General features: G+C 38.7%; 12 protein-coding genes and 1 pseudogene. 12 read left to right on the top strand and 1 reads right to left on the bottom strand.

What is annotated here, in order from left to right; translation table 11 throughout:
* Positions 1 to 28: 28 nt before the first annotated feature.
* The 8 genes from LNTAR_RS04775 (at position 29) to LNTAR_RS04740 (ending at position 9,570) form a co-directional block, all read left to right on the top strand.
* Positions 29 to 856, top strand: a complete 828-nt coding sequence (locus LNTAR_RS04775) for a sugar phosphate isomerase/epimerase family protein (protein WP_007277505.1) — start codon at positions 29 to 31, stop codon at positions 854 to 856.
* A gap of 195 nt (positions 857 to 1,051) precedes the next feature.
* On the top strand, positions 1,052 to 2,206 hold the full coding sequence (locus LNTAR_RS04770) for a Gfo/Idh/MocA family protein (protein WP_007277504.1): 1,155 nt from the start codon (positions 1,052 to 1,054) through the stop codon (positions 2,204 to 2,206).
* A 9-nt stretch (positions 2,207 to 2,215) separates the two neighbouring features.
* Positions 2,216 to 3,004 carry a 3-ketoacyl-ACP reductase gene (locus LNTAR_RS04765; protein WP_007277503.1) on the top strand — a complete coding sequence of 263 codons (789 nt, stop codon included), beginning with the start codon at positions 2,216 to 2,218 and terminating at the stop codon, positions 3,002 to 3,004.
* Between the two features lie 9 nt (positions 3,005 to 3,013).
* Entirely contained in the window at positions 3,014 to 5,101 is a 2,088-nt protein-coding gene (locus tag LNTAR_RS04760) for an FAD-dependent oxidoreductase (protein ID WP_007277502.1), read from the top strand.
* A gap of 218 nt (positions 5,102 to 5,319) precedes the next feature.
* A complete protein-coding gene (locus tag LNTAR_RS04755) occupies positions 5,320 to 5,544 on the top strand; it encodes a hypothetical protein (RefSeq protein ID WP_007277501.1) in 225 nt (74 codons plus the stop codon).
* A 30-nt stretch (positions 5,545 to 5,574) separates the two neighbouring features.
* Positions 5,575 to 6,021, top strand: a complete 447-nt coding sequence (locus tag LNTAR_RS04750) for a hypothetical protein (RefSeq protein WP_007277500.1) — start codon at positions 5,575 to 5,577, stop codon at positions 6,019 to 6,021.
* Between the two features lie 158 nt (positions 6,022 to 6,179).
* Positions 6,180 to 7,718, top strand: a complete 1,539-nt coding sequence (locus LNTAR_RS04745; protein ID WP_007277499.1) for a sulfatase family protein — start codon at positions 6,180 to 6,182, stop codon at positions 7,716 to 7,718.
* A gap of 148 nt (positions 7,719 to 7,866) precedes the next feature.
* On the top strand, positions 7,867 to 9,570 hold the full coding sequence (locus LNTAR_RS04740) for a protein adenylyltransferase SelO (protein ID WP_007277498.1): 1,704 nt from the start codon (positions 7,867 to 7,869) through the stop codon (positions 9,568 to 9,570).
* Positions 9,571 to 9,635: 65 nt separating this feature from the next.
* Here LNTAR_RS04740 and LNTAR_RS04735 read toward each other — a convergent pair.
* Positions 9,636 to 10,091, bottom strand: a pseudogene (locus LNTAR_RS04735) (DUF1501 domain-containing protein); the annotation flags it as partial.
* A 339-nt stretch (positions 10,092 to 10,430) separates the two neighbouring features.
* Between LNTAR_RS04735 and LNTAR_RS04730 the strand changes: the two are divergent.
* Genes LNTAR_RS04730 through LNTAR_RS25155 form a run of 4 tightly spaced genes read left to right on the top strand, consistent with a single transcriptional unit; the run spans position 10,431 to position 16,698 of the window.
* Positions 10,431 to 13,313, top strand: a complete 2,883-nt coding sequence (locus LNTAR_RS04730) for a tetratricopeptide repeat protein (RefSeq protein WP_157473235.1) — start codon at positions 10,431 to 10,433, stop codon at positions 13,311 to 13,313.
* The gene (locus tag LNTAR_RS04720) at positions 13,314 to 14,963 is read left to right on the top strand and encodes an exosortase C-terminal domain/associated protein EpsI (protein WP_083799948.1); all 1,650 of its coding nucleotides are present in this window, start codon (positions 13,314 to 13,316) and stop codon (positions 14,961 to 14,963) included.
* Positions 14,953 to 15,825, top strand: coding sequence for a DUF4114 domain-containing protein (locus LNTAR_RS25160; RefSeq protein ID WP_007277493.1), 873 nt, complete (start codon positions 14,953 to 14,955; stop codon positions 15,823 to 15,825). The genes LNTAR_RS04720 and LNTAR_RS25160 overlap by 11 nt, the downstream gene beginning before the upstream one ends.
* 24 nt (positions 15,826 to 15,849) lie before the next feature.
* The gene (locus tag LNTAR_RS25155; RefSeq protein ID WP_007277492.1) at positions 15,850 to 16,698 is read left to right on the top strand and encodes a DUF4114 domain-containing protein; all 849 of its coding nucleotides are present in this window, start codon (positions 15,850 to 15,852) and stop codon (positions 16,696 to 16,698) included.
* Positions 16,699 to 17,031: the final 333 nt, after the last annotated feature.

Genomic DNA, 17,031 nt, shown 5'->3' with positions numbered 1-17,031 from the left:
CAATAAATAACGAATAAGGATTGCACAAATGTCTCAGAAAGATCTCAGTAAATTATGCATTCATACCATGACCAATAAGCCATGGACTTTAGATGAATGTCTTAGCAATTATGAACAAGCTGGCATTGGTGGTATATCCGTCTGGCGCAACGTAATTGAAGGTAAAGATTTACAGCAAGTGAATCGCGACATCAAGAACTCGGGCTTAAAACCAGTTTCCTTAGTACGTGGTGGCTTTTTCACTGGTGAAAGTCAAGGTGATCGTCAAGCGGCGATTGATGAAAACAAAATCATTATTGATGAAGCGCAAGCAATTGACGCCCCACTCGTCGTTTTAGTCTGTGGTGCAAGTCCAGGCCAAACTGTTGAACAAAACATCCAACAAATTCGCGATGGAATTGCCGCCCTACTACCTCATGCTGAACAAGCTGGGGTCAAACTTGGTATTGAACCCCTTCACCCCATGTATGCAGATACGCGCTCCTCAATTAGTTCGATGCGTTCAGCTAATGAACTCGCTGAAGGCCTTAATCACTCTCACGTAGGCGTTACAGTCGATGTCTTTCACCTCTATTGGGAAGAGCACTTGAGAAGCGAATTATTGCGCTGTGGAAAAAACGGCAATCTCTTTTCTTACCATATCTGTGATTGGAAAACGAATGCCGAAGATATGCTCAATGACCGTGGGCTAATGGGAGAAGGCATTATTCCCGTTGATCGCATAAGTGAATGGGTTGGCGAAGCCGGATTTGATGGCTTCCACGAAGTCGAAATTTTCTCTAATCGCTATTGGGCAATGGATCAAAAAGAATATCTCAATAAGATCATCGAATCCTACAAGCAACTTAAATATTAAGAAAAGGTGACAGGTAAAAGCTTTCAGGTAACAGGTGAAAATTTCAGGTCATCTAATTAACTCACAGCTAAAATGGGAACGAAAACCCGGGAACGCCAAGCTCCTGCTTGGCACTCAAAAAGCAAAACTCACACTGAAATGTGAACTACATACAATTTTACTAAAGAATAAATAAAAAACTACAAGGATAACACCATGGAAATCAGAAAAATCGGAATCATCATGAACGGCGTCACTGGCCGTATGGGTACTAACCAACACTTAGAGCGTTCTATTCACGCTATTATGCAGGAAGGTGGTATCAAGATCAATAACGATCTCACTCTTATGCCTGATCCCGTTCTTACAGGTCGTAACGAAAACAAAATCAAAGCTCTAGCTGAAAAGTACGGCGTCGAAAAGTTCACAACTGATCTTCAGTCCGTTCTCGATGATCCCTACTACAAAATTTTCTTTGACTCTTCAGGAACTCAATTCCGTCGTAAGTTCGTTGAAATGGCTGTGAAAGCTGGCAAAGCAATCTACTGCGAAAAGCCAACGGCAATCACTACTGATGAAGCACTCTACCTCTACACACTTTGTACTGAAGCAGGACTTAAAAATGGCGTTGTTCAAGATAAACTTTGGTTGCCTGGACTCCGTAAGTTCTCTATGCTCAAAGAACAAGGTTTCTTTGGCGACATCCTCTCTATCAAAGGTGACTTCGGTTACTGGGTATTTGATGGTAAAGTAGAAGATCAGCCTGTTCAGCGTCCAAGCTGGAACTACCGCGAAGAAGATGGTGGTGGTATGATCATCGATATGCACTGTCATTGGCGTTATGTTTTCGACAATCTCTTTGGCGAAGTTAAATCAGTATCTTGTCGCGCAGCTACCATTCTTGACGAGCGTGTGGATGAAAATGGTGAGACCTACAAATGTACGGCGGATGATACTGCTTATGCAACTTTCGAACTCGAAAATGGCATGCACATTCAAATGATCTCGAGCTGGAACACTCGCGTTCGCAAAGACGACTTACTCACGATCCAAGTCGATGGCACACACGGCTCAGCAATTGTTGGTCTTCGTAAATGTCTCGTTCAGCCTCACTCAATCACTCCTAAAGCCGTTTGGAACCCAGATATTGATTCTCCAATTAACTACCTCGACCAATGGCATGAAGTCCCTGACGCAGGTTTCTACGATAACGCTTTCAAAATCCAATGGGAAAAATTCATCCGTCACGTTGAACTCGACGAAGATTTCCGCTGGTCACTTCTCGAAGGTGCCAAAGGTGTTCAACTCGCTGAGCTCAGCCTTGATTCCCACAAAGAAAGACGTTGGGTTGACGTCCCAGAGTTAGGTTAAGGTCAGAAGATGAGCGAAGCAGCTGTTGTATTAGTAACTGGTGCAAGCCGTGGCCTCGGCCGCGGTATAGCCATCGAACTCGCCGCTAGTGGTTACTCAGTAGCCATTAACTACGCAGGCAATCAGGTCGCAGCCGAAGAGGCTGCTGAGCTCTGTCGCCAAGCGGCGCCAAACGATAATCAAGAATTCTTCCCTGTACGTGGTGATATTTCCTGTTCAGAATCGCGTTCGGCGATGCTTAAAGCCGTCCTCGATAAATTTGGACGCTTGGATTCACTGGTAAATAATGCGGGGATCGCACCAAGTGTACGCGCCGATATTACTGAGGCGAGTGAAGAATCTTTCGAATCATTGATCAAAACTAACCTTATGGGGCCCTACTTCTTGACTCAGGAAGTTGCCAATTACTGGCTCAAGGAAAAGCCAGAAGCACTCAAAGGTGGTTTCCGCATCGTATTTGTTACCTCAATATCTTCTCACACCGCTTCCATTAGTCGAGGCGATTATTGTATCTCGAAAGCGGGTCTCTCGATGGCCGTCCAGCTTTGGGCTCAGCGCTTAGCAGATGAGAATATCCAAGTGTACGAATTGCGCCCTGGTATCATGAAGACAGATATGACTGCAGGCGTTACTTCGAAGTATGACGCTTTAATTGAAGATGGCCTCGTGCCTCAAAAACGCTGGGGTACGGCAAAAGACCTCGGCCTCGCCACTAGATCACTCATCGACGGAGATTTCCCCTTCTCTACTGGTACCGTCATTGATGTTGATGGTGGCTTCCAAATCAGACACCTCTAGGAGAATTTTATGAGCCAAAGTATCCCACAACACATCCTCGATTCACTCACACGGGTCAAAATGCCTGGTGGCGCCAGTGAACGTCAGAGTCATCAAATTATTGAAATTGCTGGCATGCAAGTTCCCGTTTACACGACAAGTTCACTTGTACTTGGTAGTGGTGCTGCCGGCTTGCGAGCTGCCGTAGAACTCAAACGCAAAAATGTTGATGTCACGGTAGCTAGTAGTGCAATGTTTGGTGGTACTTCGGCATGTTCTGGCTCAGATAAACAAACTCTCCATACAGCTGGAACGAGTAATCGCGGCGATGACTTTGTTAAGCTCGGGCAAGATATTAGTTCTGGCGGTGGCATGGACAAAGATACCGCCTATATCGAGGGGGTGGATTCACTCCGCGCTTTCAATAGCCTGCAATACATGGGTCTCCCGCTTCCTCAGGACCGTTTTGGTGCGGTTTTGCGTTATCAAACGGATCACGATGAAGTGGGTCGTGCGACGAGTTGCGGACCTCGCACATCGCGTCTCATGGTTAAAGTTCTCTGTGAGGAAGCGATTCGTTTAGGTGTCGACTTTCTCAAAGGCACCACGGGTGTGCAAATTCTCAAGAGTCAGAAAAATGGTGAAGAAGTCTGCTCAGGCTTAATTGCGATTAATCGTACTGATGAGACGAATGAATTTGGTCTCATTGTTATTCTCTGTGACAAACTCATTCTCGCCACTGGCGGGCCTGGTGAACTCTATCGCGATAGCGTTTACCCAAAAAACTGTTTTGGTTCTTTAGGCATGGCTTTAGAAGCCGGTGTCGAAGCTACTAACCTTACTGAGAGTCAATTCGGTATTGGCACGAGACGAACTGAGTTTCCTTGGAATCTTTCAGGCACTTACGTTCAAGTCTTGCCCTACATCTATTCTTTAGATAAAGATGGCAATGAACATAATTTCTTAGCTGAGTACTACCGTACGACTCAAGAACTCGTGTCAAATGTTTTCCGCAAGGGTTATCAATGGCCCTTCCATGCAACGCGCATGTTAGATTATGGCTCCAGCTTAGTTGACTTAGCCATTTATATCGAGAGTCAAAAGGGGCGTACAATCCTCATGGACTTCAATAGAAATCCTGAAGCCGTTCCCAATGAACAAGATTTTAGTCTCGAAAGGCTCGATGATGATGTTCGTGATTACCTCGTAAATAATGAAGCTCTACAGGAACTCCCAATTGACCGCTTGCGTCAAATGAATCCACTTGCAATTGAACTCTATAAAATGCATGGTCACGACATTGGCAAAGATCCCCTTCCCTTCAATGTTTCTAACCAACACATGAATGGCGGCGTTGACGTAGATATTTGGTCACAAAGTTCACTCAATTCTTGTTATGCTATAGGTGAGGTTGCCGGCACACATGGTGTCACTCGTCCAGGTGGCGCGGCTCTCAACGCAGGTCAAGTTTTTGGCACGCGGTGTGCAGAACATATTGCGAGCCAAGGTGCGGAAACACCTGAGATCAGCAACTTAGATCAACACCAAGAAACAATTACTAGTGTCTTTGCTGAACTTAAAAAAGCTGTCGAAGATGATTCACAACCGAGTTGCGAAGAAGTTCGCGATATCATTCAAAATAGAATGAGTGATAAAGCCGGATTCATTTGTCAGCGCGATGATGTTCTCAAAGCTTTGCTCGATACGCAAACTCTCAATCGCAAGCTCGAAAAGGGATTAAGTATCAAAACTTCACGTCACGCTGCAAGTTATTTCCAATGGCGCCAAACGGCACTCTCTGCAGAAGCAGTATTGAACTGTCTCACACTTTACATCAAAAATGGTGGCGGCAGTCGCGGTGCGCGTGCACTCTGTGCCAAGGATGGACAAGATGTACCTGAAACACGCCTCGGCGAGCTCAATGAATACCGTTTCATCACTGAAAAGGAAGAGCACAAAGAGGAGAAAATTGTCATTGGTCTCGATCCAAAAACTAATGACTTTGTAACGCGTATTGATGCCCTTCGTGAGATGGAAGACCCTGGAAAAATTTTCTTTGAAAAGAACTGGGCGCCTTACCTAACAGAAGCCATCTACCAAGACGGTTTTAAACACTAATTTATTACCCTGGCTCAGTCTTTCGAACTTAGTTTTAGTTATCTGAGTCAGGGTTTTAATAATCACGATTAACTAGAAAAAGGACATGATGTACTCCATCATACGAGAGGGACGCTGTCCCCTCGAACTCCCCTGCTAGGAAATGCCTTTCCTTGACCAGGCGATAAAGAGCTCCTCCCTCTTTACGAATAATCCATATAACATTTGAAGGTGAATTCATGCATCCCATCAAAGAAATGACGCGAAGCAATAAAACTAATCTCAATCATCACATGTGGAATAATAATGGTGTTTGGTTTTTACAATACACAGTTTATCCCACTCCAGTGACAAAAGAACGTGTCCGTCGCTCGCTTCGAACTCGTTCATTCACAGAAGCCAGAAAATTACGAGATGAAATTTTGAAAGACTACTTTAACGATCTATATAGATCAACAAGTTAATTTGAACTGAATAAAATAGGAATATGAATCATGAAAAAACTCGATACGAAAAGCGAAATTGATTTCCTAAATGAATTACATTCCGACCCCAAGCTAGAAAAAACATACGCCCTCCTGCGCGAGAGCTTTAATGTCTTACAAACTCGTTCACAAATGCTCATTGGTCTGGTTACCATTTGTTTGACTATAACAGGTTTTTCTGGCATCAAGATCGCCGAATCCGGTTTAGCTGCTAAAATTAGTATTTTCCTTGGAGTTTTCTCCACCCTTATTACCGCCCTCTTACTCATTTCTGGCCCTCTGAATTTACAGTGGTTGAGCCAATACCGAGCCGACACCCTTGAAGAAACACTTCAAGAACTCATTCGACGTCGCGATCAAAGAACCAAGACCTACCACTATGCCTCCATTTGCCTCATCATTGGCCTCGGCGGCTACACAATGAGCTTAGCCTTCTACCTGCTTTTAGGCAAGTAATGAGCTAAGCAGTAGATTTTGTAGCTCTTAGTCGACCATCATCAAGATGGGGCTAATGAGATCTTTTACGAAACTTATATTGCTTCTACTGTTTAGATCTCCCCACTATGATTGAGTTTAAAACATACAGAATCAATCATTAATGAAAGAGCCCTTCTATGTATAAATTACTTCTTTTTCTCTTAATCAGTCTAAGTCTTTGCGCACAAGATAAGCCTAATATTATTATCATTCTCGCCGATGACTTAGGTTATGCCGATGTGGGTTTTCATGACTATACTGAAGCTGATGTCAAAACTCCTGAGCTCGATAAATTAGCCAGCAGTGGCACATGGTTTAGCAATGCTTACTCAACTTCACCAATTTGTAGCGCATCGCGCTTGGGCCTTTCTACTGGGCGCTATCAGCAACGCTGGGGAGCCTATTATTATGGCGAGGGAGGTTTACCCAAAGAAGAACAAACTATTGCCGAAGCTTTAAAATCTATTGGCTATAAAACCATGAAAGTCGGTAAAACACATATGAATAAGGGTTTTAAACAACACCCTATGGATCACGGCTTTGATGATTTTCTTGGATTTATTGATCATTCTTGGGATTTCTTTATGTTGAGCCAAGAACATTTGGATGCTTACAAAAAAAGAGCGAAAAAGGCTGGTCATAAAGGCAATATAAAATTCCTTGGACCTCTCATGCGTGGATATGAGAAGAATGCTTCATTTAAAGACACAAATATCACCGACGTTTTCACCGTGGAAGCTCAGAAGTTTATTGTTGAAAATAAGGATGAGCCTTTTTATCTGAGGCTTTCTTTCAATGCCGTTCATACACCACTGCATTTAGTTCCCGAAGAGCTGGCGAAAAAGCACGGTATTAAGCAGCCCAAATGGGATCCCAATGCCAGCACCTGGGAGTATCCTTTGTGGGATCCTAAAACTTTGAAGTATAATGAGTGGTACAAACAAGTTTGCCATTTACAAAATCCTGACCCCTATGGTCGTCTCAAGTACTTAATCCATTTAGAAATGATAGATCAAGCCATTGGCAAGATTTTGAAGACTTTAGATGAACAGCAAATTAGAGATAATACCTTGATTTTCTTTTCTTCAGACAATGGTGGCTCTCATCAATCCTACGCTAACAATGGTCATTTAAATGCCTTTAAGTATTCGGTGATGGATGGAGCTCTTCATGTGCCTTTCCTTGTTTCTTATCCCGCTAAGCTCCCTAAGGCCAACAAATCTGATGCGCTCGTATCTCACATGGATATCTTTGCGACTATCGCAGATCTTACTGGCTTGAGTCCTAAGAATAAACTCGATGGGCTCTCCCTCATACCGCATCTCAAAGGTGCGCAAGCCGACGTTCACGATTATCTGATTTGGGATATGGGAAAAAAGAAAAGTTGGGCCATTCGTCAAAAAGATCATAAACTCGTTCTCCCCGAAGCCAAGCAATATCAAAAATATCAACTTGATGAACAAGGACTCGTTAAAGATCAGTTTCAACTGCTTACTCTAAAGAATAAACTCCAACTCTTCGACCTCGTGAATGATTCAGGTGAAACTAAAGACCTAATTTCGCAAATGCCAGAAAAAGCCGAGGCGATGAAACAAGTCTACGCAAAGTGGCGTTCTCAAATGAAAGAACCCGTGAAAGGTGCGACACCAAAATATTATTCAACAACCAAGAAATAAGTTAGCTTTAAGCATGATTTTTTGCTTATTCATCTTTATCAGAATCATGCACATTGAACTTACAGAACCTAAGATATAAACTTCCTCAAGAAAATTTAGCAAATCCATACTTTCACGAAGTTTCATAACAATCATAGGTTTCACGATAATGACAGACCCATTAACATCGTCTAGCAAAGAAAATATCACATCCTTCGACGACTTTATTCGTTTAGCAGACTACTCCCTCATGGATAAGTTAAATGCCGATCCTGATGCCAAGCCAAATGGCGAAAACCACCATGCTCGTGAAGTCTTTTCAGGACACTATGTACCGGTCACTCCTACCCCACTCCCAAACCCCGAATATATAAGTCATAGCTCTACTTTGTTTGAAGAACTCGGACTCAGTAATGACATGGCCCACAATAAAGAGTTCTGTCAAATGTTTTCTGGTGATCTATCTGTAGCTCGAGCACCTATGCGCCCATATGGTTGGGCAACGGGCTATGCCCTTTCGATCTATGGCAGAGAATACACACATCAATGCCCCTTTCGTACTGGCAATGGCTATGGTGATGGGCGAGCCACCTCAATCATTGAGTTAGTTTCTAAGGGCAAGCGCTGGAAAATGCAGTTAAAAGGCAGTGGAACGACACCTTATTGCCGTGGTGGTGATGGTCGTGCGGTCTTGCGTTCAAGTGTACGCGAGTTCCTCGCCCAAGAATACATGCATGCACTAGGCATTCCCACATCCCGTTCTTTAAGCCTCTATGTATCGAAATCAGAAACGGTTAGTCGTCCCTGGTATTCCGAGGATTCTGGTTCCGTCAACCCAGATATACATGTGGATAATCCAGTGGCAATTTCTACTCGTGTGGCACCCTCTTTTCTGCGCGTTGGTCAAGTGGAACTCTTTGCTCGCCGTGCTCGAAGCCATGCCCATCCCGAGGTCCTCGAAGAGTTACGCATGATTGTCACTCATTTGATTGACAGAGAATATAAGCAAGAAATCGATCAATCAGACCCCTTGGCAGATCAAGTCCTTGAATTAGCCAAACTCTTTAGCCTTCGTCTCAGCTCCTTAGTAGCCAATTGGCTCCGCGTTGGTTTTTGCCAGGGCAATTTCAATAGTGATAACTGCCCCGTAGGTGGCTACACACTCGACTATGGCCCCTTTGGTTTTTGTGAAGTTTTTGATCCCGAATTCCAGCCGTGGACTGGTGGGGGTAATCACTTTGAATTCTTCAACCAACACGCAGCTGCAGAAAAGAACTTCCACATGTTTTACACAGCTCTTTGTACCCTTCTTGGAGATGATCCCCAAGCACTCGAGAAACTCGAACAAGTCCGTGCCGACTTCTCGGAACTCATTAAAAATGAGATCAAGAAGATGTGGGAAGCCAAACTCGGCCTTAAGACCTTCAATGCCGAATTATTTAGTCAGTTAATGGCACTGATGATGAATACTAAAGTCGATTACACAATCTTTTTCAGAGAACTCTGCCACATCCCCGAGGACGTTTCTACCTTAGAAAAAAGTTTTTATATTCCCGCATCGAAAGACCTTCTTGAGCAATGGCAAACTTGGCTCAAAACTTGGCGTAAACTTGTTTCTGAGAATGGTGAGCTGAGTGAAATCTCCGAACAAATGAAAGGAGTGAACCCCAAGTACGCTTGGCGTGAATGGTTAGTGGTTCCAGCCTACGAACAAGCGGCAAAAGGTGATTACTCCTTAGTTAAAGAGCTTCAAGAAGTCTTGCTCAAACCATATGAAGAGCAATCCAAAGAAATTGAAGATAAGTACTACCGCCTCAAACCTAAAGAATTCTTCAATACCGGTGGAGTCTCGCACTACAGCTGCTCATCGTAAAAGACCGGTGAACAACCCTGTCTATTTAGAAAGTGCGGGGAATTAAACTCCCCCCTTAATCATAGCTACGCAAGAACTTTCTTAATCAGGTGAGCTTCTTCCACACCTGTGAGGCGATTATCGAGACCTTGGAAACGTACCGTGAGCTTTTTGTGGTTGATACCGAGTAGATGAAGCATTGTGGCATGCATATCGCGAATATGATGAGCATCCTCAACTGGCTTGTAACCGAGTTCATCTGTTTCACCAACAGAAACCCCGCCTTTAATCCCGCCACCACACATAAAGTATGACATTGATTTCATGTGGTGATCACGACCAGCATGACCCGTCTTTTTTGTCGTTTGCGACATGGGCGTACGCCCAAATTCTCCCGCAAAGACAATGAGTGTATCTTTCAACATATCTCTCTGTTTGAGGTCTTTAATTAATGCGGCTGTACCCTGATCCACTGCTTCTGCACAAATTGGCATATACTTGCGAATGCCATCATGATGATCCCAACCACGGTGGTTTAGCTGCTAAAATTAGTATTTTCCTTGGAGTTTTCTCCACCCTTATTACCGCCCTCTTACTCATTTCTGGCCCTCTGAATTTGCTAGTGTTAGAAAAAAATATTTATACGTCTAAATCAAAGAATCTCTAAGCATATAACATAAATTTAAATACATTCTTTATTAATAAGGGTGTTTCATTGTTCAGACAAACCTGTAAAGTAATCCGCACAACAGGATCATTGAAAAAATATATAAAAAATTTAAATCATTATAATTTATATGTTTATATAAAATCATACCAATAATATCCTCAATATTGCTTTAGACTTTCTAACTTAAAATATATAGAAATCGAGTGGTGTGATGATAAAGAAAAAATATTTAGTGATTGTATCAATAAGTTTAGTAGCTATGTGCTGCTATTTGGTTCACAGTCAATTAAAACAAAAAGAAATTCAAAAACCAAAAACTTTTGAAGACCATGTTAATGATTATGATAAATTTACTGATTTGGGTCATTATCATCATGCACACAGAGCAATAAAAGCAGCCATTAAAATCAAACCGGATGACTCAAAATTATTATGGCAAGCTAGTTCCACTGCTCAAATAATTTCTAATAATGCCGAAAGCATATCGTTTGCTAAAAAAGCTTGGGATAATGGTCTAAAGACTCGAGATATCATACTCAGGATTTACTCATTAAGAAAGAGCTATGCTCGTTCAAATTTTAGTGAACAAGATAAACTACTAAAAATGGCTTATCAGCTAAGTTCAAATGAAGACAGAGTTTTGACTCATGGCGATCTACTAATTCAATTTAATAAATTCAATGAAGCGTGGGATTTATGGAGAAAATATTTTGAAAACAAACCAAGCTCTATAATCGCTCAACGAATTGCCAACTGTTACATTATAAAAAAAGATTATTTAGGAGGTATTAATTTCCTGGCGGATTGTTATCGCAAAGAACTACTAAAAGAGAAAGGTCTTCTCACATACTCTAGGTTATATTTTTTAGCCGGACGCTACGATGCTGCTAAAATCGTTTTATCAAAAGCAAGAATCATTTATCCTGAATCAAAAAACGTATTACTTGAAAGTGCATACTGTGATTTTTTAATGAATAATTATGCTCAAAGTCTCAAGACATTAAAGTTAATGGATGATTTTAACCTACAGGATAATGATAATCACTTAATAAACAAAAGGTTATTACAAGCAAATATTTATTACATTCAAAAAGATTTAAAATCCATCGAACAATTAATTGACGAAGTTTATTCAGATGACCCAAAAATAGAGGGCGAAATTTTACTCTATAATTATTTATCAAACAATATCCTCAAACACGATCTTCCAGTAAATAAAATCTCGCGGTTATTGCCTAAGTTACCTTTAAGTCAATTACTCATAGTACAGTTTTATCACTCTCAAAATAAACATAACAAGGTATTAGAGTATTCTAATACCATTGCAGATTCTACAATAAAACTGAGTCCCCTACTTACTAAACTTTGGATAAGTTCCGCACTAATTGAGAACCAGCACCTCATTGCTGAGGAGTTGATCAAGAGACAATTTGCAAGAGGATTATACACAAAAGCTTATTTCGATCAGTTAGCCATGATTTACACTCTCAATAAAAAACCTCAGAGCCTTAGGAGGATTAAGGAACTAAAAATAAAATATTTCCCCTCAGATAAAAATGCTTTAGAAGACCTTATCCTTGTGCATTTAAAAGCTAAAGATTTTGAATTAGCAAAAAAACTTTTAGATGAGAAAACAAGTTATTTTAATCCACAAGAAGTAAACCTCTATGAGGAAATAATTAATCAAAATTTTTCGAAGGTATTAAAATTATTTGAAGTAGTGGAATTAAATACAAATAGACTTGATCAACTAAAACTTTTGGTCATTGATCAGATTGAAGTAAATGACATAAGCTCAGAGTTCAAAAAAGCCTGTCTAGAAAATAATCTACTTGCCATTGCAATTGCCTATCGTTATTTGGATTCTAATAACATAAATGTTGCATCAGAAATCTTTAAAAACTTAAGTCAAAACAAAGATTTATTTGAAGAAGCGACTATTGGACTTTGCATAGCAAAATTACAAAGTGATAAATTTGCTGACGCAAAAGTTTTGTATGAAAAAATTAAATATAATGACCCAAAATCAATTAACTTTAATATTCTTAAAATTACATTTGCCTTAAATGATGAAGGTGGTGATAAAGCCATGAGCCTTATAAATTCGCTCCCATTATATTTTAGGTCCAATCGAGACATCAACATACTCACTATAAAAGCATTGATGTTACAAAAAAAATGGACTCAAGCGACAAACCTTCTTCATTACAATAATAATCAACTTTGCAAGACCAGGCGAGAAAAACTTCTACTTGCAGAATGCTATATCCGCTTAAAACAATTTAATATGGCGATGTCCTATATTGAGGACAATGAACTCGAGTTTAATTCTCCACCAATAGTAAGCTACATGGCCATACAAAATTCCATAAAAAATAATAAGCCCAGTAAAGCCAAAGCAATAATTAAATCTAGTCTAGGGAGTAGTGATGATATTCAGTTGCTTCTTGCCCAAGTTGCCATTGATAGACATTTAGAAAAGCATTCAAATATCATAAAAATCTTAAATAATAAACTAGATAATCCTAATGCTCTCTACTATTGGTCAGAGGCTATGATAAAAACTGGACGTTTTGATGATTTTGAGAAAAAAATAAATCTATTAAATATTGACGTAAATGACCTTACTCGTTTAGCCATAATTTGTGAATCTTTAAAACTTCATAGTGAAGCAGTAAAACTTTACAGAATTACACTTAATAAGCAAGAAAAAAACGCTCAAATTCATAATAATATCGCATGGAATTTATATCTAGACGGTCAATTTGATGCTGCCATCAAAGATGCTCGAATAGCCTATGATATATCACCTCATAATGATAAAATATTACATACCTACAGTTCAATTTTAAATGCTAATAAACTTTACGAGCAAACTATTAGTTTGTTGAAACAAAATGAGTTTTTTAAAAAATCAAATAGTCCTAAATTACTATTTAATTTAGCTGAAAGTTATAGAAACTTAAATCGTAATGATGAAGCACTCTCTACTTATAAAGCTTGTTTAGGCCACATATCAGAAAGTGATTTAAATACAAATATTGTTTCTATACAAAATGTAAAAAACTATATCGCAAGTATTGAGGCTGATTAAATGATTAAGAGGAACTCAAAACTATTAAGTGCATTAACATGTGGCGTGTTAATGTATTTATTTATGAGTGTTTTTGAACCACTTATAAACTTTCCTCTAAGACAATTCTCAAGTAATTTCTCATACGCTTTCTTGCAGTTATTTATCTCAGATATAGAAATAAATGGCACCATCATTATCTCTCATGGAATTAAATTTGATGTAGTCCCAGCTTGCAGTGGTTCTTCCACTCTAAAATATATTTTATCTTTTGGCACCATTCTATGTGTACTCTCCAATTGTCTATCAATTAGAAAATTCTCTTACTGTTTCATATCACTTGTCTTTATGGCGGTATGTTTTAATTCTTTAAGAATTTCAACACTAATTATTATGGGAATTATTACTTCCAATCCCATAGAAGGTTTAAGTCACAGTATTGTTGGAATGATTTGGTTTACAATAAGTATGATGAGCATCCACTTATTCCTTCGATTTAGTAATAAGCAGAAATTGACACCACAAAATGAAGGAAATAGAAAAGAGATTTGTCTCGGAATCATCTACTTCATAATCTTTTCATCTTTTTTAATAGATACTTTAGAGGCATGGGTAAATTCTCCTTTAGATAAACATTCATGGATATTTTTTATCATGTCTTGCTTCTTAATCAAAACAACCTTGGTGAGAGTGAAGTACAAAAAAAACAAAAAAAATGTACCAAGCGTAGCTTTCCTAATTGTTCAAATTTTAATCGTCAATTCTTTATTTTTTGATATTAACGCTATCTGGTTCATGGCATTTATTATGCTCATATGTACTTATATCATTCAGTTAAAAGGTCTCGTTAATTTACACCTTTTCTTGCCCGCTTTAATGGTTTTATTTTGTGCCTTCCCTGTAAGCTCATACTTAATTACTACCTATGGGCCACTCCCGTCAAATTTACAATCAGACCCTTTGGTGGTTAAATTTGCTCTATGTATATTGATGACCATCAGCTATTTATTCCTTCCGTTAAACTTACATAAACAATTGCCCCTAAGACAAAATTTAAAGAGGATTAAACATTCTTACTTAGTTATTCTAATATTTGCAGTTTCAAGCTTAATTCTTCACAATGGTGTGAATGAAAAAACTCAAATAAAACCAAGCTATGTAATAGGACCTTGGACAGGTGAAAAACAACAAATACCATTATATCTCAGCAATTTTTTTGAAAATGGCCAAGTTATCTGTCGCGAATACAAATCGGGGGAAGAAGCTGTGCAGCTCATGATCTCTGTTCATAATAATGAACGTCACAGCATGCACTCCCCAGAATATTGTTTAAAAGGTGCCAACTGGAAAATAACTCAATCTGAAATATTAACCTTGAATAATAAATCTAATATAAAACTCATTAATGTAAGTCGTGGAACTCAAACAAGATATTATGCATATTGGTTTGCGCAAAACGAAGAGTTTTATACGGATATGATAGATGTTTTGAGCAAAGACATATCATTAAGGCTCAGAGGTCAACCAAGGAATTGGCAACTCACAAGAATTAAAGGTCAGAATAAAGAACAAATAATGAATTTCATCAATCATTATATTTATCAAAATGATTATATAAATCTCACAGAATCTATAAAAACAAACTTGAAGGAGTTCGATCATGAAAGTTAAAAAAATATCATTAAGCTGGATGATAATTATAAGCCTTTGTTTATCTTTTTACGGCTATGCTGAAGCGACAATTTCACCTGTACAGGCAAATGCAAGACCTTTTGGACTAGATATAGTTGATTTTGTTTACATGGCAGATTCAGACACTAAATCTACAGATTTTTATGAAAATTATTTACCTGAACTCAACCAAATAATCGATTCTAACCTTAATGAACGCTTAAGTTTAAATACTGATTATTTAAATAGTGTTGCACTTGATTCGTCTAAACTTTCTTTATCGAATGATTCTGATCTTAGAATTTATTTTGTCGGAGAAGGTGCAGGTTATCACAATACCTTAGGTTTTAACACGGAAGGTGGAGGTGTCACCTCTGGAGATCCACAATTAATTTTCCCTGACGCATCTACTTCATCAGACTATTTAAACCCAAACACTCCAACAGTTAGAACTAGTGGTACTCCGCTAGCACAAGGTGATTTTGCTAATTTAGGTACAATTTCTGCAGGTACTGAACTCGACTTTTTTTTAATTGCTAATGGTGCATATGGTGGTCAATACGTTTACTCAACTGATGAAGATGTTAACCCTGATGGCATTCAACATGTTGTAAGTTTTGCCATCGAAAACTCATCATATTTACTAATAGGTTTTGAAGATCTCTACAATGGTGGGGATATGGATTTTAATGATTTACTTTTCGCAGTCGATATTGGTACTGCAAATGTTCAAGAATTAATTGAAAACTCTGCTTTGGTTCCCGAAGCTCAAGAAATAGTTCTTATTGTGATATTTTTATTATTTTTGATTCGGCACCTTGCCCTTTCATTTCAAGAAAACAAAAAACAAATAAATTACTGAGAAAGTAGTTTTGGAGAAGGAAAAATGCAAAATAAAATAAAGGTAAGCTTACTTATCTTATCATCAATTATAGCTGGAAACGCCCAAGCAGAGGGAACTATATCTCCCTATCAATCAATTGACAGACCTTTTGGCTTAGATATTGTGGGTCAAGTATATACTGCTGCTTCAGATACCGACTCAATTGATTTTCAAACTAATTATTTGCCTGAAATCCAGGAAATAGTACAAAACAACCTAGCTTCCGGTGTTGCTTTAAGTACAGACGCAGTTACAAGCTTGGCTCTGGATCCGACAAAACTTAATTTGAATTATGATTCCGACATACGTGTTTATTTTGTTAGTGAAGGTGCTGGATACCATAATAGTCTAGGTTATAACCCTGATGGCAATGGAATAAATACAGGTAATCCACAACTCATATTCCCAGATGCTAGTAGCTTAAATTGGCATAATAGCGAAGCTTATCCATTAAATGTAGGTGACTATGTAGAATTAGGTAATTTTAGCGCAGGTACAGATTTGGATTTTTTCTTGATTGGTAATGGTGCAAATGGTGGTTCTCACATCTACTCAACAGATACGGACACTAATCCAGATGGATTACAACATGTTGTAAGTTTTGCATTAGAAGATTCGTCCTATCTTTTTCTTGGTTTTGAAGATCTATATAATGGTGGTGACAAAGATTATGATGATTTACTTTTTGCCGTTGATATTGGTACCGCTAACGTACAAGAATTAATTGAAAACTCTGCTTTAGTTCCTGAGCCAGAAGAGGTTTTAATCATGTGCATATTCTTGATTTTTCTTGGGAAGTATTTAATTCAAAACCATAGAGACATTTTATTTAAAAATATGCAATACTCCTAAGTCACCAATAAAGTATAGTTTATTCTTAAACTCCATTTTTTACTTTAGCTTAGTTAATGTATAAGGATTAATTATTAAGATTACTCGCTGATGTATTTTGTATGGAATATGATATTGGAATTTTTCAAAAGACTTAACTAACTCCCTTATCATAGTTGCTATAAACTTACATAATTATTGAGCTCCCATACGCTTATTTTGTAGTAAATTCATCCTATAAAATAACATGCTCTTTGTAAAACAAACTATATTTACTATTCATTTGACTAAATACCTTTCTCTACTTATTCATGGATAATAAAAAAGCACATTGAACTTACAGAACCTAAGATA

The organism is Lentisphaera araneosa HTCC2155 (genome assembly GCF_000170755.1).
Lineage (GTDB): Bacteria > Verrucomicrobiota > Lentisphaeria > Lentisphaerales > Lentisphaeraceae > Lentisphaera > Lentisphaera araneosa.
The sequence above is the reverse complement of the archived record's forward strand: the minus strand, read 5'-3'. Positions and strand labels throughout refer to the sequence as shown.